The following is a 19,961-nucleotide window of genomic DNA, read 5'->3' on the forward strand; positions in this document are numbered from 1 at the left end:
CGATTTGTATTGCACTAGTGCATAGTGTGCTTTGTGCTAGGAGGATATCGGATCGAAGGGCGACGCGCAGCCGACATCGCTGCCGACGTCGAGCGCGCGGTGGGCTCGGGCCAGCTGGAGCCGGGGCAACTACTGCCTCCCATGCGGGAGTTGGCCGTAGAGCTCGGGGTGAATCCCAATACGGTCGCGGCGGCGTACCGGACCCTGCGGGAGCGCGGGGTCATCGAGACCGCCGGGCGGCGGGGCAGCCGGGTGCGGCCCAAGCCGGCCACGACCGGGCGTGAGTCCATCCGGGTGGAGGTGCCGGAGGGGGTGCGCGAGGTGGCGCACGGCAATCCGGATCCCGCCCTGCTGCCGTCCCTGGTGGGCGCGTTCGCCTGGGCGGCCGAGCTGTCCGGCCGGGAGCCGGTCCTGTACGGCGACGACCCCGTCGAACCGGAGCTGGCCCGCGTCGCGCGGGCCGCCCTGGACGCGGACGGAGTCCCGGCCGGTCCCGTGGCCGTCACCTCCGGGTCGCTGGACACCATCGAGCGCGTCCTCGCCGCCCACCTCAAGCCCGGTGACACCGTCGCCGTCGAGGACCCCGGCTGGGGCAGCCTGCTCGACCTCGTACCGGCGCTCGGACTGCGCCTCGCCCCGGTCCGGGTGGACGAGGACGGACCCCGTCCCGACGACGTGCGCGCCGCGCTGGAGTCCGGCGCGCGGGCCCTGATCGTCACCGACCGGGCGCAGAACCCCACCGGGGCCGTGGTGAGCGCCGCACGCGCGCGTGCCCTGCGTGCCGTGCTCCGCGACCACCCGGAGACCCTGCTGATCGAGGACGACCACGGCCACGGCTTCGTCGACCAGCCCCTGCACCCGCTGGCCGGCGCCACCCGCCACTGGGCCTTCGTGCGCTCGATGGCCAAGGCCTTCGGCCCCGATCTGCGCCTCGCCGTGGTCACCGGGGACGCGGTCACCCTCGACCGGGTCCGTGGCCGCCAGCGGCTGGGGCCGGGCTGGGTCAGCCGGATCACCCAGCGCGCGGTGGCCCGGCTGTGGGCCGACGGCGCGGTGGACACCCGTGCGGTGGCCGCCGCCTACGGCGCCCGCCGCGACGCGCTGATCGCCGCGCTCGCCGACCACGGGGTCACGGCGTACGGCCGCAGCGGCCTCAACGTGTGGATCCCGGTACCCGACGAGACCGGCGCCGTCTCCCGCCTTCTGCACGCCGGTTGGGCCGTGGCCCCCGGCGCCCGCTTCCGGCTGGGCGCACCGCCCGGCATCCGGATCACCGTCGCCACCCTGACGCCCGAGGAGACCGGGCCGCTGGCCGGGGCCGTCGCCGCCGCCTGCGGCCCGACACCGATGCGCGGCTACGCCTAGTCAGGGCCGACGCCTCGGCCGCGCCTGCGTGAGTGCCGCCCCCGCCAGCACGACCACCGCGCCGACCGGAGTCGACCAGGTCAGCGACTCGCCCAGGACGGCGACACCGGCCGCCGTGGCGATGACCGGGATGAAGTACGTGACCATCTGGGCGGTGGTCGGGCCGACTTCGGCCACCAGGCCGTACTGGAGGAGGACCGCGAGACCCGTCCCCAGGGCGCCCAGCGCGGCGACCGCCAGCAGCGGCAGGACCGGGAAGCGGGTCGGTATGGACGTGAACAGCGGGGTGATCACGGCCAGTTGGAGGGTGGCCAGCAGCAACTGGGCGCCCGTGAGGGAGAGATGCGAGGCGCTGGTGCCCGCCAGGGTCCGGCGGACGTAGATCCAGCCGATGGGATAGCTGAGCGAGGCGAGCAGGGCCATGGTGGTGCCCCTGGCGTCCAGGCCGTCGAAGCCCTGCCAGGCGCCGAGGACCGTCAGGACGCCCAGGAAGCCGAGGCCGAGCCCGGCCACCCGGACCCGGGTCGGCCGGTCCTCGGAGAGGGCGACCAGGGACAGCGCCATGCCCCACAGCGGCGAGGTCGCGTTGCAGATGCCCGCGAGCGTGGACGGGATCGTCAGCTCCGCGTACGCGAAGAGCGAGAACGGCAGGGCGTTGAGCAGGAACGCGGCCACCGCCAGATGACCCCAGGTGCGCGCGCCGCGCGGCAGCCGCTCCCGCTTCAGCGCCATCGTGCCCGCGAGCACCAGCGTGCCGAACAGCAGCCGCCCGAACGTGACTTGGAAGGGCGCGTAGCCGTCCGTGCCGACCTTGATGAACAGGAAGCTGAAGCCCCAGATGAGGGAGAGGGCCCCGAAGCGCAGTCGCCAGTCCAGGGCGGTCCGGTGGCGGGGCGGGGCGAGCGGGCTGGTGGCGGTGGCGACTGTGCTCATGGCGTCAACCGTGCGGCACCCGACCTCGTAGCACAAGCGAGATTTCGCGCGTGGTATCTCGTAGTATCGCTTACATGTTGAATCTGGAGCGGCTGCGCACCCTGGACGCCCTGGCCCGGCACGGCTCGGTCAGCGGTGCCGCCGAGGGGCTGCATGTGACGACCTCGGCCGTGTCGCAGCAGATGTCCAAGCTGGAGCGCGAGGTGGGTCAGCGGCTCCTCGCCAAGCACGGGCGGGGGGTGCGGCTCACCGACGCCGGCCGGCTGCTCGCCGAGCACGCGGGCCGGATCCTGTCCCAGGTGGAGCTGGCCCAGGCCGACCTGGAGGCCCAACGCGGCCAGGTCGTGGGCGAGTTGCGGCTCTCCGCGTTCCCGACCGCCGCCCGCGGTCTGTTCCCCACCGCGCTCGCCGCACTGCGCGCGCGGCACCCCGCGCTGCGCGTCCGCTCGGCCGAACTGGAGCCGGAGAGCGGTATCGCGGGCGTCGTGCGCGGCGATCTCGATCTCGCGGTCGTCCTCGACTGGTACAACAAGCCGATGCCGCTGCCCGACGGCCTGGTCAAGGCGCCGATCCTGGACGATCCCGCCGACGTGGCGATGCCGGTCGGGCATCCGCTCGCGGACCGAAACGAGGTGGATCTCGGGGAGTTCGCCGAGGACGAGTGGATCACCTGGGCCGAGGGCGAGTTCTGCCACGAGTGGCTGATGTTCACCCTGCGCTCCCGGGGCATCGAGCCGATCATCGGCCACCGCGCCGCCGAGACGCACACCCAACTGGGCCTGGTGGCCGCCGGGTTGGGCGTCTGTATCGCCCCGCTGCTGGGCCGCAGCCCGATGCCCGCCGGAGTCGTCACCGTCCCGCTGAAGCAGCGGGTGCGCCGGCACGTCTATGTCGTCTGGCGCGCGGACGCCGACCGCCGCCCCTCCATCCGCGCCGCGGTCGAGGCGCTGCGGGCGGCGGCCGAGACGGTCGTGTGACGGCCCGCCCGGCGATGGCTCGCCCGCGGCGCCCCCGACTCGCCCACCGCGCCGCCGACCCGCCTACAGCGTGGCCAGCTTGCGGAAGTCCCAGGAGGTGACGGTGTCCGGCGTCAGCCGGATCCACGCGTGCCGGCCGTCGTACGGCATCGAGTCCAGGCCGAAGTTCTTCTGCGCGAACAGCTTCTCCACCGCGACGAGTTCGGGATGCGGCTCACCCGTGCGCGGGGACTCGCCCACGAACTCGACGGTCCCGGACAGCTCCACGCCCCGCAGCTCGTCGTAGGCGTGCCCGCCGTCGACGACCACGGCGACGCGCGGGTCGCGGCGCAGATCGGCCCAGCGCTTGCTGCGGGTGATCGAGTACAGCCAGAACGAGGTGCCGTCCCAGGCGAACCAGAGCGGGCTGACATGCGGGGCCCCGTCGGCGGAGACGGTCGCGACCCGGCAGGTGCCCTCGGTGGTGAGGAACTCGTCCAGTTCCCCGGGCGTCATCATGATCTTCCGGCCTCGACGCTGAGTGGCGGTCATGCGATCCCCTTCGGCTACGGCACGAGCGGCGGGCAGCCGCTTCTGACGGTTCGTCAGAAATCCGGCCGGATGGGCGTCGGCCGTCTTCCGAACGCACGCGATGCTCGTTACTGTCACCCGCCCCGGCCGTCGGCGACAAGGGAGTGCCATGCCGTCGCACGCACAACTCGGTGAGATCCTCGACACGGTGAGCACTGCCCTGCTCACCGTCGAATGTCAACAGGGCGTGGTCGGCCCGGACAGCGCACTGCCCGAACTCGCCCTGGCCGCACGCTCGTCGGGCGCGCTCACCAACGTCGCCCGGCTGGTCGCCGCCGCGCACGAGAGCGGGGTCCAGGTGATCCACGCGCTCGCCGAACGCCGCCCGGACGGCCGGGGCGCGAACCACAACGCCCGCCTGTTCCGCGCCGCCGAACGCCTGCCCGTCCAGCAGCTCTCGGGCACCGCCGCGGTCCGCGTGGCACCCCCGATCGAGGTCGCCGAGGAGGACTTCGTCGTACGACGGCTGCACGGTCTGTCGCCGATCCAGGGCACCGAGGTCGACGCGCTGCTGCGGAACCTGGGCTGCCGCACCCTGATCGTCACCGGCGTCTCGGCCAACGTGGCGATCCCCAACGCGGTGTTCGACGCCGTCAACCGCGGCTACACCGTCGTCGTACCGAAGGACGCCATCGCGGGGGTGCCCTCGGAGTACACCCCCGCGATGATCCGCAACACCCTCGCATTGGTCGCTACGGTCGCGACCACGGACGAGGTGCTGGGCTGTCTCAAGCGACCGCGCGGGGCCGCTCGACGCTGACCGTCACGCCAGCGTGATGGAGTCCCCGGTCACGGTGATCTGCTCGGCGGGCAGCGCCTGCGTCGCGGGTCCCTGCTTGACACTGCCGTCGGTGATGGAGAACTCGCTCTTGTGGCACGGGCAGCCGATGACACCGTTGCTGATGGTGGTCACGGCACAGCCCTGGTGGGTGCACTTCGACGAGAACGCCTTGTAGGTGCCCGCCGTCGGCTGGGTGACCACCACGCCCTGGCTGGCGAAGATCTTGCCGCCGCCCTCGGGGATGTCGGTGGTCTTCGCCAGTTCGGTGCCACCGGCGTCGCCCTGCGCGGTGGACGCGCCGGCCGTGGTGGTGGAGCCCGAGGTGTCCGAGGAGTTCGACGACGAGTCGTCGCTCGACGAGCACGCGGTCAGCGCGACGGCGAGTCCCGCCGCGCCGACCGCCGCCAACGCGGTGCGACGGGAGGGCGACGTGACGGGTTCGATCGAATCGCTGGTCATGCTGACGTTCCTTCCAGAAGAAAGCATTCGTGGGTCTGCAAAGGGGTACGGGACAGGGATGACCGTCGTTCAGACGGTGTCGAGAGCTTGGCCTGATCGAGATCAGGCAGGCGTAAAACGTCGCTGTCGTTCCGCTGTCAGTACCGCACAAGCCCTGACCAGGCGCCCGTGCGGCACACCAGTAATCTGGGGCGATGCTCAAGGAAGTCATCGCGACCCGCTACATCACCCCCCTGCGGGAGGGCGGCTCGCTGCCGGGGCTCGTCGAGGGCGACGACTTCGCGCCGTACGTCATGAAGTTCAGCGGCGCCGGACAGGGCCGCAAGACGCTCGTCGCCGAGGTCGTCGTGGGGGAACTGGCCCGCAGGCTGGGTTTCCGGGTGCCCCGGCTGGTGATCCTGGACCTCGACCCGGTGCTCGGGCTCGGTGAACCCGACCAGCAGGTCCAGGAGTTGCTGAGGTCCAGCGGCGGCACCAACCTCGGCATGGACTTCCTGTCCGGCGCCCTCGGCTTCGACCCCCTGGCCTTCACGGTGAGCGCCGAGGAGGCGGGCCGGATCGTCTGGTTCGACGCGCTGGTCAACAACGTCGACCGCTCCTGGCGCAACCCCAACCTGCTGATGTGGCGCGGCGAGCTGTGGCTCATCGACCACGGCGCCACCATGATCTGGCACCACAACTGGCCCGGCGCGCAGGCATCGGCGGCCCGCCCCTACGACGCCGCCGACCACGCCCTGGCCCGCTTCGCCCCCGACCTCGCGACCGCCGCCGCCGACCTGGCCCCGAAGGTCACCGAGGACCTCCTCGCCGAGGTCACGGCCGAGATCCCCGACGCCTGGCTGACCGGCGAACCCGGCTTCGAGCACCCCGACGACCTCCGCCGGGCCTACGCGGCGCCCCTCCTCGCGCGCGCCGCCGCCGTCCACGAGCGCATCAAGGGGGACCAGTGACCGAGCGCCACATCATCCGGCCCAGCGAGGCCAACGAACGGGACGTCTTCGAGTACGCCCTGCTGCGCGTCGTACCGCGCGTGGAACGCGGCGAGTGCATCAACGCCGGAGTGCTCGTCTACTGCCGGGCCCGGTCCTACGTCGGCGCCCGCACCCATCTGGACGAGGCGCGGCTGCTCGCCCTCGACCCGGGGGCCGACGTGGCCGGGATCAGGGCCGCGCTGGGTGCCGTGGAGGGCGTCTGCGCCGGGGGCGACGCGGCCGGTCAGGCGGCCGGGGACGACGCCGGGCGGCGCTTCCGCTGGCTGATCGCGCCCCGGTCCACCGTCGTGCAGCCAGGGCCCGTGCACACCGGTCTCACCGTCGATCCGGCGGCCGAGACCGAGCGCCTGCTCGACCTGCTGGTGAGGTAATGGATCACACCCGGCCCTGCGCACGTTGACACCGGGTGCCAGGGCTTCTAGCGTCACGTCTGCCGAAGGTACTAAGCGGTCGCTCACCAGCGGGCCGCGGTTTTCGGGGCGAGAGTCTCTCAAGGGCGAGGAGAACCAGGAATGTCCACCACTGAGCAGCGGGTCGCGATCGTCACCGGCGGAGCGCGGGGCATCGGCGCCGCCACCGCCGTACGCCTGGCGGCCGAGGGCCGCGCGGTCGCCGTGATCGACCTCGACGAGGCCGCCTGCAAGGACACCGTGGAGAAGATCACCGCGGCCGGCGGCAAGGCCCTCGCGGTCGGCGCCGACGTCTCCGACGAGGCCCAGGTCGAGGCCGCCGTCGCACGCGTCGTCGCCGAACTGGGCGCGCCGACCATCCTGGTCAACAACGCGGGCGTGCTCCGCGACAACCTGCTCTTCAAGATGAGCGCCTCCGACTGGGACACCGTCCTGAACGTGCACCTGCGCGGCTCGTTCCTGATGACCAAGGCCGTCCAGAAGCACATGGTCGACGCGGGCTTCGGCCGGGTCGTCAACCTCTCCTCGTCCTCCGCCCTCGGCAACCGCGGCCAGGCCAACTACTCCGCCGCCAAGGCCGGTCTCCAGGGCTTCACCAAGACCCTGGCCATCGAGCTCGGCAAGTTCGGCATCACGGCCAACGCCGTCGCCCCCGGCTTCATCGCCACCGACATGACCGCCGCGACCGCCGCCCGCGTCGGCATGGGCTTCGAGGACTTCAAGGCCGCCGCCGCCACCCAGATCCCGGTGCAGCGCGTCGGCGAGCCCGACGACATCGCCAACGCCGTCGCCTTCTTCACGAACGAGGCGGCCGGCTTCGTCTCCGGCCAGGTCCTCTACGTCGCCGGCGGACCGCTCAACTAGGGAATGCGGGAACACGGAACCATGACTGAACAGCCTGAACTGCCCGCGCTCTCCGGCAAGGTCGCCGTCATCACCGGCGCCAGCCGAGGCATCGGCTACGGCGTCGCCGAGGCGCTGCTCGCCCGCGGCGACCGGGTCTGCATCACCGGCCGCAACGAGGACGCCCTCAAGGAGGCCGTCGAGGCGCTCGGCGCCGAGCGGGTCATCGGCGTGGCCGGCAAGGCCCACGACGAGGCCCACCAGGCCACCGTCGTCGAGCGCACGATGGAGGCCTTCGGCCGCGTCGACTACCTGGTCAACAACGCCGGTACGAACCCGGTGTTCGGCCCCATCGCCGACCTCGACCTCAACGTCGCCCGCAAGGTCTTCGAGACCAACGTCATCTCGGCGCTCGGCTTCGCCCAGAAGACCTGGCACGCCTGGCAGAAGGACAACGGCGGCGCCATCGTCAACATCGCCTCCCTCGCCGGGATCTCCGCCTCGCCGTTCATCGGCGCGTACGGCGTCAGCAAGGCCGCGATGGTCAACCTGACGCTCCAGCTGGCGCACGAGTTCGCGCCGGGCGTCCGGGTCAACTCGATCGCCCCGGCGGTCGTGAAGACCAAGTTCGCCGCCGCCCTGTACGAGGGCCGCGAGGCCGAGGCCGCCGCCGGCTACCCGCTGGCCCGGCTCGGCGTGCCCTCCGACATCGGCGGCGCCGCCGCGTTCCTGACGTCGGACCAGTCCGAGTGGATCACCGGCCAGACCCTCGTCGTCGACGGAGGCATCCTCCTGAACGCCGGAGTGGCCTGAGCCGACGACCCGGGCGCCGGTCCCTTTGCTGTTCCCTGTACGGAACCGGCGCCCGTGTCGAGGTACGAAAACGCGCACAGCGGACTGACAACGTCGTCATGAAACCGCTGATCAAGCGCCCTGCCCGAACCACGCTCGACCGGCCGGGGCACTGCGGTATGGTCTGCCGACCCTTGGTACGGCGGATCGAGGAGCGTGCGCGTGTTCAACCGGAACCGAGGCCTGCGGAGAGCCGCGGCGCTCACGTCGATATCCCTGGTGGCCGGATGCGGGGTGTTCTCGGACGGGAATCCGGACGACAAGGGACCCATCGTCGTCGGCACCACCAGCGCCCCCAGCACACTCGACCCGGCCGCCTCCTGGGACGGCTCGTGGGAGCTGTTCCGCAACATCTACCAGACGCTGCTGGCCTACCCGACGGGCGCCACCGCCCCCGAGCCGGACGCCGCCAAGAGCTGTGGTTTCACTGACGGTTCGAACACGACGTACCGCTGCGAACTGCGCGCGGACATGAAGTTCGCCGACGGGGACACCCTCGACGCCCAGGCCGTCAAGCACTCCATCGACCGCATCCGGCAGATCGACGTGCCGGGCGGACCCGCGGGCCTGCTGGGCAGCCTCGACCGCGTCCAGGTGACCGGGCGGCGCGAGGTCCTCTTCCACCTCAACAAGCCCGACGCCACCTTCCCGTTCGTGCTCGCCACCCCGGCCATGTCGATCGTCGACCCCGACGACTACCCCGCCCACTCACTGCGCAAGGACGGCAAGGTCTTCGGCTCCGGGCCGTACGTCCTGAAGTCCTACGACGACGGGAAACAGGCCGGGCTCGTCCGCAACGACCGCTACAAGGGCTTCGCCGAACGGAAGAACGACGCGGTGACGATCCGCTACTTCCAGGACTCCGGTGCCATGGTCAAGGCGCTGCGGGCCGGGAAGATCGACGTCACCTACCGCGGCCTCGCCGCCGACGACATCGTCACCCTCCAGGGCAGCCCCTCCAAGGACCTGCAACTGGTCGACGGCTCCGGCACCGACATCAACTACCTGGTGTTCAACCCCAAGGACCAGTGGGCCAAGAACCCCGCCGTCCGCAAGGCCGTCGCGCAGGTCGTCGACCGCGGGGCGATCACCCACAAGATCTACCGCGACACGGTGGACCCCCTCTACTCCATGGTCCCCAAGGGCCTCACCGGCCACACCACCGCGTTCTTCGACGACTTCGGGGACCCCAGCGTCCCCAAGGCGCGGAAAATCCTCACCCGCGCGGGCATCACCCAGCGCGTCCCGCTCACCTTCTGGTACACCAGCGACCGCTACGGCTCCGAGACCGCCCTGGAGTTCAAGGAACTCAAGCGGCAGCTGGACGCCTCGGGTCTCTTCACCATCACCTTGAAGAGCCGCCCCTGGAAGACGTATGTGACGGGCTACCAGAAGGGCGAGTTCCCGGTGTTCGGGCGGGGCTGGTTCCCTGACTTCCCCGACGCCGAGAACTTCATCGCGCCCTTCGTGGGACAGCAGAACGCGCTCGGCACGCCCTACCCGTCGCCGAGGATCACCGACGTCCTGCTGCCCGAGTCCCGCAAGGAGACCGACCGGGCCGACGTGGTCAAGGAGTTCGAGGAGGCGCAGCAGATCCTGGTCGACGACACCCGCCTGCTGCCGCTGTGGCAGGGCCGGCAGTACGTCGCCGCCAGCGACGACATCTCCGGCGGGGAGCAGGCCCTCGACCCGTCGACGATCATGATGATGTGGCAGCTGTACCGCAAGACGAGCTGGTGACGGGCTTCCGGCACCGGTTGTCAGTGGCCGCCTGTAGGTTCTGGGACATGGAAGCGACCGCACTCCGCGCTCGCTCCGCATCGCAGTCGCCGCACACGGTAAGGAAGTTGACGTGACCGACATCTCCATGCTCCCCGAGTCCTGGCGCGGAGTCCTGGGCGACGAGCTTCAGCAGCCCTACTTCAAGGAGCTGACCGAGTTCGTCGAGGAGGAGCGGGCGAAGGGTCCGGTCTACCCGCCGCGCGAGGAGGTCTTCGCCGCCCTGGAGGCGACGCCGTACGACCAGGTGAAGGTGCTGGTCCTCGGCCAGGACCCGTACCACGGCGAGGGCCAGGGACACGGCCTGTGCTTCTCGGTCCGCCCCGGTGTGAAGACCCCGCCCTCCCTGCGGAACATCTACAAGGAGATGAAGGAGGAACTGGACCTCCCGATCCCGGACAACGGCTATCTGATGCCGTGGGCCCAGCAGGGCGTCCTGCTGCTCAACGCGGTGCTCACGGTCCGCTCCGGCGAGGCCAACTCCCACAAGGGCAAGGGCTGGGAGAAGTTCACGGACGCGGTGATCCGCGCGGTGGCCGACCGCCCCGACCCGGCGGTCTTCGTCCTGTGGGGCAACTACGCGCAGAAGAAGCTCCCCCTGATCGACGAGGAGCGGCACGTGGTGGTCAAGGGCGCGCACCCCTCCCCGCTGTCCGCCAAGAAGTTCTTCGGCTCCCGCCCGTTCACCCAGATCGACGAGGCCGTCGCCCAGCAGGGCCACACCGCGATCGACTGGCGCATCCCGAACCTGGGCTGACCTCGCCGGGGGCGGGCCGGGGCCGCCTGACGGGGATTGTCAGTGGCTCCGGTTAGCGTCGACGCAGACAGTCGACGAGGCGCGGAGGACGCTGTGACGGAGCGACAGGAGCAGGCGGCACCGGACGCCCTGCTGACGCGGATCGGACAGGTCGTCATGCTGCACCACGGGGGCGACCGCGAGGAGGCCAGGGAGCGGCTGCTCGGCCTGTGGGCGGAGCTGGGTGAGGACGGCGACCCGCTGCACCGCTGCACCCTGGCCCACTACCTGGCCGACACCCAGGACGACCCGAGCGACGAACTCGCCTGGGATCTGCGGGCGTTGTCGGCGGCGGACGAGCTGACGGACGGCCGGGCGCCGGGGGACACCGGCCGCCAGGGGGCGAGCGCGGTGCGCGCCTTCTACCCCTCCCTGCACCTCAACCTCGCCGCCGACTACGTCAAGCTCGGCCGCTCCGACGCCGCCCGCACCCACCTCCGCCGGGCCCGCGGCGCCTGCGCGGTCCTCACCGACGACGGCTACGGCAACGGCGTACGGGCCGCGATCGGCCGACTGGAACTCCGGCTCGACACAGCGGACGGCACGAACGGGGACGGCACGAACGGGGACGGGACGTCCGGAGGGGGGACGTGGGGACCCCCGGGACAGCGGTCCTAGAGGCCTGCGGATCCGTCCCCGCGGGCCTCAACGCCCGTACGTCTGGCCGCAGATGATCGACTGTGGGCTGTCCGACCGCCAGCCGCCGTACTTCCTGCCCAGGGCGCACACGTCCGAGGTGTTCTTCGGGACCGACCCGACCACGTCGGGGATGTCCGCGCCCGACTGCCGGGGGTGCCGGGGCTTCGGGTGCGGATGCGGGTGGGGGCGCGGCTGCGCGTGCGAGCGGGGGACCGGTACCGGCGCCTGCGCCGCCCGGGAGGGCGGGGCGGGCGCGTGGCGCGGTGGGTGCGCGGTCGGGTCCCTCCGGTGCGAGGGGTCGATCAGCTCCAGCGCCTCCCGGGCCGGGGCCTGCACGACCTGCGGCGCCGCGCTGCCGTCCGGGCGCGGCACCGACGCTTGGGACGGTACGGCCGGGGGAGCGGGAGCCGGAGGCCGCTGGACGGTCACACAGCCGGACAGGGCCGCGACAGCCACGGTGACCAGGAGCGTTGCGGTCGTCGTCGTTCGATGCACCCGCGCAACTCTGCTGGTTCGGGCCCCGTTCGGGACAGCGGACGGGCGGATGATGCCCCGCACGGGTGATCTCCGCCCCCTTACGGACGGCCCGCGCCCGCCCCGGGTGACGTGCCGTGACCTCAGTCGCCGGTGCTGCCGTCGATCCGCTCCCGGAGCAGATCCGCGTGGCCGTTGTGCCGCGCGTACTCCTCGATCATGTGGGTGTGGATCCAGCGCAGGTTGAAGCTCTCCCCGGTGCGCCGGTGCTTGCCGAGGGAGATGTCGTCCAGCGTGAACCGGGCCGCGTGCTCGTCCGCCGCCTGGATCTCGGCCCGCCAGGTCGCGTGCGCCTCCGCCCAGGTGTCGCCCTCGGTGACATGGAAGTCGCCGTCCGGATCCTCCTCGGTGTAGTAGATCGGGCCCACCTGCTCGTCGGCCATGACCCGGCGGTACCAGCCCCGCTCCACCTCCGCCATGTGCCGTACCAGACCCATGAGGGACATCGAGGACGGCTCCACGGCGGTGGTCCGCAACTGTTCGTCGGTCAGGCCCTCGCACTTCAGGGCGAGGGTCTCGCGGTGGTAGTTGAGCCAGCCGTCCAGCATGGTGCGTTCGTCGGCGGTGGTCGAGGGTTCACTGCGCTCGATGGTCATCCCCGCATCCTCGCGTGCCCGCTCCGCCCGCACCACCGGATATCGACCCGCCGTATGCTTCCGGGAACGTACCGCAGGGCGAGCGCCAGGGAGGCTCCGTGAAGGTCGGCTGCATCGGACTCGGTGACATCGCGCAGAAGGCCTACCTGCCGGTGCTCGGCGCCCTGCCCGGTGTCGAACTGCATGTGCAGACCCGCACCCCCGCCACCCTCGCCCGCGTCGCCGACGGCCTCCACCTGCCGGCCGACCGGCGGCACGCGGACCTCGACGCGCTCCTCGCCCAGGACCTCGACGCCGCGTTCGTGCACGCGCCCACGACCACGCACCCCGATATCGTCACCAGGCTGCTGACGGCGGGCGTACCGACGTACGTCGACAAGCCGCTCGCCTATCAACTCGCGGACTCCGAGCGGCTGGTACGGCTCGCGGAGGAGCGGAACGTGTCGCTCGCGGTCGGCTTCAACCGCCGCTACGCCCCCGGGTACACGCAGTGCGCCGACCATCCGCGCGAGCTGATCCTCATGCAGAAGAACCGGATCGGGCTCCCGGAGGAGCCGCGCGCGATGATCCTGGACGACTTCATCCACATCGTGGACACCCTGCGCTTCCTGGTGCCCGGACCCGTCGACGACGTCACCGTGCGCGCCCGCGTCCAGGACGGACTGCTGCACCACCTCGTGCTCCAGCTCTCCGGTGACGGCTTCACCGCGCTCGGTGTGATGAACCGGCTCAGCGGCTCGGTGGAGGAGATCCTGGAGGTCTCCGGCCAGGACACCAAGCGGCAGGTCGTCAACCTCGCCGAGGTCGTCGACCACAAGGGCCAGCCGACGCTGCGGCGCCGCGGGGACTGGGTCCCGGTGGCCCGCCAGCGCGGTATCGAGCAGGCCGTGCTCGCCTTCCTGGACGGTGTCCGCGCGGGGAAGGTGCTCAGCGCCCGGGACGCGCTGGCGACTCATGAACTGTGCGAGCGGGTGGTACGAGCGGTTGCGGAGCGGTCCGCCGCAGCCTGACCGCCCGCGCGCCCTCCCCGGCGCACATCGCCGCCAGCACCAGCAGGGCCAGGCCCACCGGCCAGGCGCCGTAGCGGACGTACGGGGTGATGCCGTGCGCGAGCGGGACGTCGTAGACCTCGGTGGTGCTGGAGTCCGTGCCGAGCCAGGGGCCGACGCGTTCGCCGCTCGGGCCGTAGACGGCGGAGACGCCGGTCAGGGTGGCGTGGACCATCGGGCGGCCGGTCTCGGCGGCGCGCAGCGCGCCGAGCGTGGCGTGCTGTTCGGGGGCCCAGCTGTTCTGGAAGGACGAGGTCGAGGACTGGGCGAGGAGGACGTCGGCGCCGTCCTGGGCGAGATGGCGGCTCATGTCGGGGAACGCGGTCTCGAAGCAGATCAGCGGGCCGATCCGCAGCCCGTGCCCGACGTTCATCACGACCTGCTGGGTGCCGTGCCTGCGGTCCACGCCCGCCGCCTTGCCGACGGAGGTGGCCCAGCCGAGCAGCGAGCGGAACGGGATGTACTCCCCGAAGGGGACCAGCCGCATCTTGTCGTAGCGGTCGCCGGTGAGCCCCTTCGGGCCGACCAGGACCGAGCTCTTGTAGATGCCGGGCTTGTCGGAGCGTTCGGCGTCCACGTTGACCAGGATGTCGGCGCCGGTCTCCTGCGAGAGGGCCGCGAGCCGGCGGGCCAGGTCGGGCCGCTTGACGAGGTCGAAGCCGACGCTGCTCTCGCCCCAGGCGATCAGGTCGACGTGCCGGCCGGCGAGTTCGCGGGTCAGCCGCTCCTCGCGGTCGAAGCGCCGGTCCCCGCTGGCGTCGCCGTCGACGACCCCCGGCTGTACGACGGCGATCCGCACCCGGCCGTCGACGTCGGGGCGCGGCGACCACACCCAGGCCGCCGAGGTCACGGCGGCGGTGGCCACCAGCCCGGCGACCGCCGGCACCCGCACCGCGCGGACCGCGACCAGCACGGCGACCGCCACATTGACGGCCACCACGAGGAAGCTCAATAGCCACACCCCGCCGACCGAGGCGAGCCGCAGCGCCGGTTCCACCTGCCACTGGGTGGAGCCGAGCAGCCCCCAGGGGCCGCCCAACCCCTGCCAGGACCGCACCAGTTCGACCATCAGCCAGCCCGAGGGCAGGACCAGCAGCGCGGCGGCGCCACGGCGCGCCGAGGGCACGCCCCCGAGGAAGCGCCGCACCAGCCAGCCCCACGGCGCCCACAGCGCGCCCAGCAGACCCGCGATGACGACGATGAACACACTCAGGCTCGGCACCAGCCAGCTGTGCACGGCCAGCATGAACCCCAGCCCGCCGCACCAGCCGTCGTAGACCGCCCGTCGTGGGGTCGGTGCCGAGCGGGTCAGCAGGATCCAGGGGACGAGCGCGACGTAGGCGAACCACCACCACGACGGCGCGGGGAACGCGAACACGGGCAGCGCGCCCGCGAGCGCTGCGAGCAGCGAGCGCCGCCATGGGGAGGCGAGCCAGTCGCCGAAGGTCTTCATACGGCACCTCCCTACCCGCTGATCGCTCCAGTGTGCGTGTTGCGGACGATCTCGCACAGAGGGCTTCGCGCCGACCACGTCAACCGGCTCAGTTGATCACGGCTTCCGGGCGCCGCTCGGGAAGACGCCGCCACTTCTCCTCGACGACGACCTCGGTCAGCCGCCAGCCGTCGGGCGTCCGCAGCAGCCCGAACCGGTACCGCCCGCCGCACACGAAGTCGGGCGCGGTGGACGTGTCGTCGCCGTCCTCCTTGGCGAAGCGCATCGGATTGACGTAGTCGGCGCCGACGCGTGCCGTGTCGTCGGTGTCGTGGTCCAGGGTGCCGAAGCGGATCCGCCGGTTGACGATCAGGTGCTGCCGCATCGGGAACAGCCGCATGCTTTCGGCGAGCCACCCGGCGACGTCCGCCGCGGTCCCCTCGATGCCTCCGGCGGACCGGTAGTCGGCCCGTCCGTTCGGTGCGAACAGTTTCCGGTACGCCTCCCAGTCGCCGTCGTCCACCGCCACCGCGTACTCGGTGATCAGTTCGTCCACGGCCAGCCGGTCCATCACGATCGCCAGTTCCACACGCTGCGTCATCGGCCAAGTGTTGGTCACGCGGTGTGCCGAGCCAAGAGGTGCGCGGGGACAACGTGGGGAACATTCGGTGGTGTTCGGTGGTGTTCGGTGGCACGGGGACCGCGGCGCGCGCCGCTGCGGCGCGAGCGCGGCCGGTCCGCCCGTCAGCTCCGATGCCGGTCGCCGGGCGCCTCCAACAGCCGTTCCAGCTCGTCCGCGGCCCCTTCGTACCCGGCGTCGGAGATTCGTTGCAGCCCGCGCAGGTCCCCTGCGGCGGTCGCGCGCCGGGTCAGGAGGAACCCGGCGCGCGAGGATCCCTCGTCCAGCAGTTCGCCCAGTTCCGCGAGGTCACCGGCCTCGTCGGCGAGGTCGGCCAGCCGGTCCAGGGCCCTCTCGTTGCCGTTGTCGGCCAGCTCGCGCAGGGTCTCCCGGTCGATGTGCGTGTTCGTCATGCCCCCATGCTGCGACCCTGCCCCAGGGGCGGGGTCAAGTGGGACGATGGCCGGGTGATCACCATCGGGCAGCTGGCCGGGTACGCCGGGGTCTCGGTCAAGACGGTCCGCGTCTACCACGCCAAGGGACTGCTGCCCGAACCCGGCCGGGACGCGTCCGGATATCGCCGCTACGGCGCGCAGGACGCCATCGACCTCATCAAGATCCGCGCGCTCGCCGAGGCCGGTGTCCCCCTGTCCCGGATCCGCGAGCTGAGAGCGGCGGACGAGGAGGAGTTCGGGCGGGCGCTGCGGGCCGTAGACGACGACCTCACCGCCCGCATCCGCGAGCTGCGGGCCACCCAGGCCCGGCTGCGCCGACTCGCCGCCGGTGACCTCTCCCCGCTGCCCGACGAGGTGACCGCCCACCTGGCGGAGCTGAGCGGCTGGGGGTTCACCCCGCGCTGGGTGGAACTGCAACGGGACCTGTGGATCCTCGTGTTCGCCACCCACCCCGACCACGCGATCACCCTCTTCCACGACCAGGCCCGGACCTTGGCCGACCCGGAGCCGCGACAGCTCTTCCTGGACTACGACCGCGCGCACGATCTGGATCCCGACGACCCGCGCGTCGACGACCTGGCCGGCCGTATCGCCCGGGCGCACCGGGAGCGCTACGGACCGGCCGGACCGCCCGGGCCCACCGACTCCGAGATCCCCGCCCTCATCCAGGGCACGGTCAACGCCTCGTCCCCGGCATGGCGGCGACTCGACACACTGATCCGCGCCCGCCTCGGCCTGCCGAGTTCCTGAACGGGCCCGCTCCTGAACCGAACAGGCCCGTTCTTGAACAGGCCCTTTCCTGAAGGGGAGTTCGCATGAAACGTCTCGTCACGGTCGTCACCGGCGGCAGCCGGGGCATCGGCGCCGCGACCTGCGCGCGCCTCGCGCAGGAGGGACACGACGTGGTCGTGGGGTACCTCCGGGACGCGGCGGCGGCCGAGCAAGTGGCGGACCGGGTACGGCAGTCCGGGGCACGGGCCGTGTGCGTCGGCGCGGACACGTCCGTGGAGGCCGACGTGGAGCGGCTGTTCACCACGGCGGAGCGGCAACTCGGGCCTGTCACCGGGCTGGTGAACAACGCCGGGGTGACCGGCCCCTTCGGCCGGCTCGCGGACGTCGGCACCGCCGAGCTGCGCGAGGTGGTCGAGGTCAACCTGCTGGGCACGCTGCTGTGCGCACGCCGGGCCGCACAGGTCATGACGGCCCGGGGCCGGGGCGTGATCGTGAACGTGTCGTCGTCCGCCGCCACGCTCGGCAGCCCCGGGGACTACGTGCACTACGCGGCGACGAAGGCCGCCGTGGACGCCCTCACTCTGGGCCTGGCCAAGGAACTCGGCCCCGACGGCATCCGCGTCAACGCGGTCGCGCCCGGCGTCGTCGAGACCGGGATCCACGCCAGGAGCGGCGACCCGGACCGCGCCAGACGGGTGTCGGCGTCGATCCCGCTGCGGCGCCCCGGACAGCCGGAGGAGATCGCCGCGGCCGTCGCCTGGCTGATGTCACCGGACGCGTCGTACACGACGGGCACGGTGCTGCGGGTGTCGGGCGGACGGTGACCGCTCGGCCGCTCGGCTGTTCGGCCGCTCCGCTCGGCGCCCGCGCTCAGGCCGCTTCGATGACCTCGTCGCGTATCGCCGCGGCCCACTCGACCACCAGCAGTTCGTATTCCTCCCGCTCCTGGGTGGAGAGCGATCCGCCCGCGCGCAGCCAGAGAGCCCGGATCTGCTCGTTCACCTCGTAGGCAGACCGCACGGAACCAGGGGGCACGGAATCGGGGGACATGCGGAACAGCCTAGGGGCAAGGACTGACACTGCGCTACCGGACGGCTACTCAGACCGTATGGGGTTGGTCACGGGCGAGGCGATCACCGAAGTCAGTGGCCTTGGTCGGCTCCCGCTCGTGTCTCGGCCCACGTCCGCGACCAGTCGAGCAGCGGCCCCATCGCCGTCACCAGGTCCGTCCCGAGCGGGGTCAACTGCCATGCCCCGTCCGGTGTCCGACCCGCGATGCCCGCCTCGCGCAGCTCCGTGAGGCGGGTGGACAGGACGCTGGAGGACATGGCGTCGCAGTGCCGTCGCAGGTCGCGGAAACCGATCGGCGCGGGACGGCGGTGGAGCTCCCAGATCACGCGGAGCGTCCAGCGTCGCCCCAGGAGGTCGAGCGCGGCCATGACGGGACGCCCGGTGTCCGACCCGCGCACGGGACGGCCCGGAGCGGGGACCGGTTCCAACAGGGCCTCCTCGCACGGTTCTTGGCGATTTCCCGACACGCGACGCAGTCTTGCGCTTCGATTTCAGAAGCGCAAGAGTCGGTGCCCATGAGACAGCGCATCGAGAAGCAGAGCCCCGAAGGGCAGCGCATCGAAGGAGTCACCCCGCCCTACGCCCCCGACACCGGCCGCGCCCTGCGCCGCTGGATGCCGCCCGGCGTCACCCACGAACCCCTCATGCTCTTCAAGGTCCTCGAACGCCACCCCGAACTCGCCTCCCGCATGCGGGCGTTGGGTGCCGGACTCCTCGTCCACGGCCGCCTGGACGCCGCCGACCGCGAACTCGTGATCGCCCGCGTCTGCGCCCGCGCGGGCTGCGCCTACGAGTGGGGCGTCCACATGGCGGCGTACGCGGAAGCCGCCCGACTCACCCCGGAGCAGGTCACCTTGACCGCGACCGGCACCTCGGACGACCCGGCCTGGTCGCCGCGGCAGTCCGCGCTGCTCCGGGCCGTCGACGAACTCGACGACGGCGCAGGGCTGGGCGACCCGGTCTGGTCCGCCCTGCGGGAGCACCTCGACGAGCCGGAGGCCCTCGAACTCCTCGTGCTGGCGGGGTGGTACCGCACGATCGCCTACGTCGCCAACGGCGTCCGGATCGCGCCCGAGCCCTGGGCCCTCGCCCTGCCCGAGCGCTGACTCAGCCCGCCGACTCCGCCGCGTGCGGGCTCAGTACGCCCGCCGTGACCAGCGCGATGATGACGATGCCGAGGGCGATGCGATACCAGACGAACGGCATGAAGCTCTTGTGCGAGATGAACTTCATGAACCAGGCGATGACCGCGTATCCGACCGCGAACGCGACCACCGTCGCGAACATCGTCGGCCCCCACGCGATGTGCCCCTCCTCGGCCGCGTCCTTCAACTCGAAGGCGCCGGAGGCCAGTACGGCCGGCATGGCGAGCAGGAAGGAGTAACGGGCCGCCGCCTCACGGGTGTAGCCCATGAACAGGCCGCCGCTGATGGTCGCGCCCGAGCGGGAGACGCCGGGGACCAGCGCCATCGCCTGGCAGACGCCGTACAGCAGGCCGTCCCTGGCGTTCAGGTCGACCAGTGTCTTGCGCTGCTTGGGTGCTCGGTGTCGGCCGCCCGTCTCGTCGCGGGCCGCGAGGCGGTCGGCGACGCCGATGACGACACCCATGGCGATCAGCATCGTGGCGGTGATCCGCAGGTCCCGGAAGGGTCCCTCGATGTGGTCCTTGAGCGTGACCCCGAGCACACCGATCGGGATCGAGCCGACGATCACCAGCCAGCCCATCTGGGCGTCGTGGTCGCGCCGCATCTCCTTGTTCGTGAGCGACCGGAACCACGCGGCGAGGATCCGCCCGACGTCCTGGCGGAAGTAGATCAGCACCGCCGCCTCGGTGCCGAGCTGGGTGATCGCCGTGAAGGCCGCGCCCGGGTCCTTCCAGCCGGAGAAGGCCGCCGTCAGCCGCAGGTGGGCGCTGGACGACACGGGCAGGAACTCGGTCAGCCCCTGGACGAGCCCGAGGATGAGGGATTCAAACCAAGACATGGATTTACGGAGTCCAAGTGCTGCTCGCGGAGGGGCAAAGGACACACCAAAACGCCGCGCACGGTGATCGAGTGTGTGTGAGGGGCAGCGTAGC

At 71.7% G+C, this 19,961-nt stretch carries 25 protein-coding genes; 14 read left to right on the plus strand and 11 right to left on the minus strand.

Features of this window, described 5'->3' with window-relative positions:
• Positions 1-33 precede the first annotated feature (33 nt).
• On the plus strand, positions 34-1,365 hold the full coding sequence (locus ACIQPR_RS38205) for an aminotransferase class I/II-fold pyridoxal phosphate-dependent enzyme (protein WP_403658331.1): 1,332 nt from the start codon (positions 34-36) through the stop codon (positions 1,363-1,365).
• Here ACIQPR_RS38205 and ACIQPR_RS38210 read toward each other — a convergent pair whose 3' ends face one another.
• A complete protein-coding gene (locus ACIQPR_RS38210; protein ID WP_403658333.1) occupies positions 1,366-2,298 on the minus strand; it encodes a DMT family transporter in 933 nt (310 codons plus the stop codon).
• Between the two features lie 74 nt (positions 2,299-2,372).
• Between ACIQPR_RS38210 and ACIQPR_RS38215 the strand changes: the two genes are divergently transcribed.
• Positions 2,373-3,275, plus strand: a complete 903-nt coding sequence (locus ACIQPR_RS38215) for a LysR family transcriptional regulator (RefSeq protein WP_403658336.1) — start codon at positions 2,373-2,375, stop codon at positions 3,273-3,275.
• Between the two features lie 63 nt (positions 3,276-3,338).
• On the opposite strand, the gene ACIQPR_RS38220 is transcribed toward ACIQPR_RS38215, so the two are convergent.
• On the minus strand, positions 3,339-3,806 hold the full coding sequence (locus ACIQPR_RS38220) for a pyridoxamine 5'-phosphate oxidase family protein (RefSeq protein WP_403658339.1): 468 nt from the start codon (positions 3,804-3,806) through the stop codon (positions 3,339-3,341).
• A gap of 148 nt (positions 3,807-3,954) precedes the next feature.
• Between ACIQPR_RS38220 and ACIQPR_RS38225 the strand changes: the two genes are divergently transcribed.
• The gene (locus tag ACIQPR_RS38225; protein WP_403658342.1) at positions 3,955-4,605 is read left to right on the plus strand and encodes a cysteine hydrolase; all 651 of its coding nucleotides are present in this window, start codon (positions 3,955-3,957) and stop codon (positions 4,603-4,605) included.
• A gap of 3 nt (positions 4,606-4,608) precedes the next feature.
• Here the strand turns inward: ACIQPR_RS38225 and ACIQPR_RS38230 are convergent, their stop codons facing one another.
• A complete protein-coding gene (locus ACIQPR_RS38230) occupies positions 4,609-5,085 on the minus strand; it encodes a Rieske (2Fe-2S) protein (RefSeq protein ID WP_403658345.1) in 477 nt (158 codons plus the stop codon).
• A gap of 194 nt (positions 5,086-5,279) precedes the next feature.
• Between ACIQPR_RS38230 and ACIQPR_RS38235 the strand changes: the two genes are divergently transcribed.
• From ACIQPR_RS38235 to ACIQPR_RS38265, 7 genes are all read left to right on the plus strand, one after another.
• Positions 5,280-6,035, plus strand: coding sequence for a HipA family kinase (locus ACIQPR_RS38235; protein WP_403658348.1), 756 nt, complete (start codon positions 5,280-5,282; stop codon positions 6,033-6,035).
• Positions 6,032-6,448 (plus strand): DUF3037 domain-containing protein, encoded by a 417-nt coding sequence (locus ACIQPR_RS38240; RefSeq protein ID WP_403658351.1) that lies wholly within the window; start codon positions 6,032-6,034, stop codon positions 6,446-6,448. Before ACIQPR_RS38235 ends, ACIQPR_RS38240 begins: the two co-directional genes overlap by 4 nt.
• A gap of 141 nt (positions 6,449-6,589) precedes the next feature.
• Entirely contained in the window at positions 6,590-7,351 is a 762-nt protein-coding gene (gene fabG, locus ACIQPR_RS38245) for a 3-oxoacyl-ACP reductase FabG (RefSeq protein ID WP_403658353.1), read from the plus strand.
• A 21-nt stretch (positions 7,352-7,372) separates the two neighbouring features.
• Complete coding sequence (locus tag ACIQPR_RS38250; protein WP_403658356.1) at positions 7,373-8,143, plus strand: SDR family oxidoreductase; 771 nt, start codon at positions 7,373-7,375, stop codon at positions 8,141-8,143.
• Between the two features lie 201 nt (positions 8,144-8,344).
• Positions 8,345-9,922 (plus strand): ABC transporter substrate-binding protein, encoded by a 1,578-nt coding sequence (locus ACIQPR_RS38255; protein WP_403658359.1) that lies wholly within the window; start codon positions 8,345-8,347, stop codon positions 9,920-9,922.
• Between the two features lie 112 nt (positions 9,923-10,034).
• Positions 10,035-10,718, plus strand: coding sequence for a uracil-DNA glycosylase (gene ung / locus ACIQPR_RS38260; RefSeq protein WP_403658362.1), 684 nt, complete (start codon positions 10,035-10,037; stop codon positions 10,716-10,718).
• Positions 10,719-10,811: 93 nt separating this feature from the next.
• A complete protein-coding gene (locus ACIQPR_RS38265) occupies positions 10,812-11,375 on the plus strand; it encodes a hypothetical protein (protein ID WP_403658365.1) in 564 nt (187 codons plus the stop codon).
• Between the two features lie 27 nt (positions 11,376-11,402).
• Here the strand turns inward: ACIQPR_RS38265 and ACIQPR_RS38270 are convergent, their stop codons facing one another.
• Both ACIQPR_RS38270 and ACIQPR_RS38275 read right to left on the minus strand, forming a co-directional pair.
• Entirely contained in the window at positions 11,403-11,891 is a 489-nt protein-coding gene (locus ACIQPR_RS38270; protein ID WP_403658368.1) for a hypothetical protein, read from the minus strand.
• Between the two features lie 122 nt (positions 11,892-12,013).
• The gene (locus tag ACIQPR_RS38275) at positions 12,014-12,526 is read right to left on the minus strand and encodes a DinB family protein (RefSeq protein WP_403658371.1); all 513 of its coding nucleotides are present in this window, start codon (positions 12,524-12,526) and stop codon (positions 12,014-12,016) included.
• A 98-nt stretch (positions 12,527-12,624) separates the two neighbouring features.
• Between ACIQPR_RS38275 and ACIQPR_RS38280 the strand changes: the two genes are divergently transcribed.
• Positions 12,625-13,536 carry a Gfo/Idh/MocA family protein gene (locus ACIQPR_RS38280; RefSeq protein WP_403658374.1) on the plus strand — a complete coding sequence of 304 codons (912 nt, stop codon included), beginning with the start codon at positions 12,625-12,627 and terminating at the stop codon, positions 13,534-13,536.
• On the opposite strand, the gene lnt is transcribed toward ACIQPR_RS38280, so the two are convergent.
• From lnt to ACIQPR_RS38295, 3 genes are all read right to left on the minus strand, one after another.
• The gene (lnt, locus tag ACIQPR_RS38285; RefSeq protein WP_403658377.1) at positions 13,454-15,028 is read right to left on the minus strand and encodes an apolipoprotein N-acyltransferase; all 1,575 of its coding nucleotides are present in this window, start codon (positions 15,026-15,028) and stop codon (positions 13,454-13,456) included. The two genes, ACIQPR_RS38280 and lnt, sit on opposite strands and share 83 nt — an antisense overlap.
• Positions 15,029-15,116: 88 nt before the next feature.
• On the minus strand, positions 15,117-15,608 hold the full coding sequence (locus tag ACIQPR_RS38290) for a nuclear transport factor 2 family protein (RefSeq protein ID WP_403658380.1): 492 nt from the start codon (positions 15,606-15,608) through the stop codon (positions 15,117-15,119).
• A 143-nt stretch (positions 15,609-15,751) separates the two neighbouring features.
• Positions 15,752-16,039 carry a hypothetical protein gene (locus ACIQPR_RS38295; protein ID WP_403658383.1) on the minus strand — a complete coding sequence of 96 codons (288 nt, stop codon included), beginning with the start codon at positions 16,037-16,039 and terminating at the stop codon, positions 15,752-15,754.
• A 54-nt stretch (positions 16,040-16,093) separates the two neighbouring features.
• Between ACIQPR_RS38295 and ACIQPR_RS38300 the strand changes: the two genes are divergently transcribed.
• Together ACIQPR_RS38300 and ACIQPR_RS38305 are read left to right on the plus strand one after the other, a co-directional pair.
• Positions 16,094-16,831, plus strand: coding sequence for a MerR family transcriptional regulator (locus ACIQPR_RS38300; RefSeq protein WP_403658386.1), 738 nt, complete (start codon positions 16,094-16,096; stop codon positions 16,829-16,831).
• Between the two features lie 65 nt (positions 16,832-16,896).
• Complete coding sequence (locus ACIQPR_RS38305; RefSeq protein ID WP_403658389.1) at positions 16,897-17,637, plus strand: SDR family NAD(P)-dependent oxidoreductase; 741 nt, start codon at positions 16,897-16,899, stop codon at positions 17,635-17,637.
• A gap of 46 nt (positions 17,638-17,683) precedes the next feature.
• Here ACIQPR_RS38305 and ACIQPR_RS38310 read toward each other — a convergent pair whose 3' ends face one another.
• Together ACIQPR_RS38310 and ACIQPR_RS38315 are read right to left on the minus strand one after the other, a co-directional pair.
• Positions 17,684-17,863: a hypothetical protein gene (locus tag ACIQPR_RS38310; RefSeq protein WP_403658392.1), complete on the minus strand. Its 180-nt coding sequence runs from the start codon at positions 17,861-17,863 to the stop codon at positions 17,684-17,686.
• Between the two features lie 92 nt (positions 17,864-17,955).
• Complete coding sequence (locus ACIQPR_RS38315) at positions 17,956-18,252, minus strand: winged helix-turn-helix transcriptional regulator (RefSeq protein WP_403658912.1); 297 nt, start codon at positions 18,250-18,252, stop codon at positions 17,956-17,958.
• 147 nt (positions 18,253-18,399) lie between these two features.
• On the opposite strand from ACIQPR_RS38315, the gene ACIQPR_RS38320 reads away from it, so the two are divergent.
• Positions 18,400-18,990, plus strand: coding sequence for a carboxymuconolactone decarboxylase family protein (locus ACIQPR_RS38320; RefSeq protein WP_403658395.1), 591 nt, complete (start codon positions 18,400-18,402; stop codon positions 18,988-18,990).
• Between the two features lies 1 nt (position 18,991).
• Here the strand turns inward: ACIQPR_RS38320 and ACIQPR_RS38325 are convergent, their stop codons facing one another.
• Positions 18,992-19,867: an undecaprenyl-diphosphate phosphatase gene (locus ACIQPR_RS38325; protein WP_403658398.1), complete on the minus strand. Its 876-nt coding sequence runs from the start codon at positions 19,865-19,867 to the stop codon at positions 18,992-18,994.
• Positions 19,868-19,961: the final 94 nt, after the last annotated feature.

This window comes from Streptomyces sp. NPDC091280 (assembly GCF_044768565.1).
GTDB lineage: Bacteria > Actinomycetota > Actinomycetes > Streptomycetales > Streptomycetaceae > Streptomyces.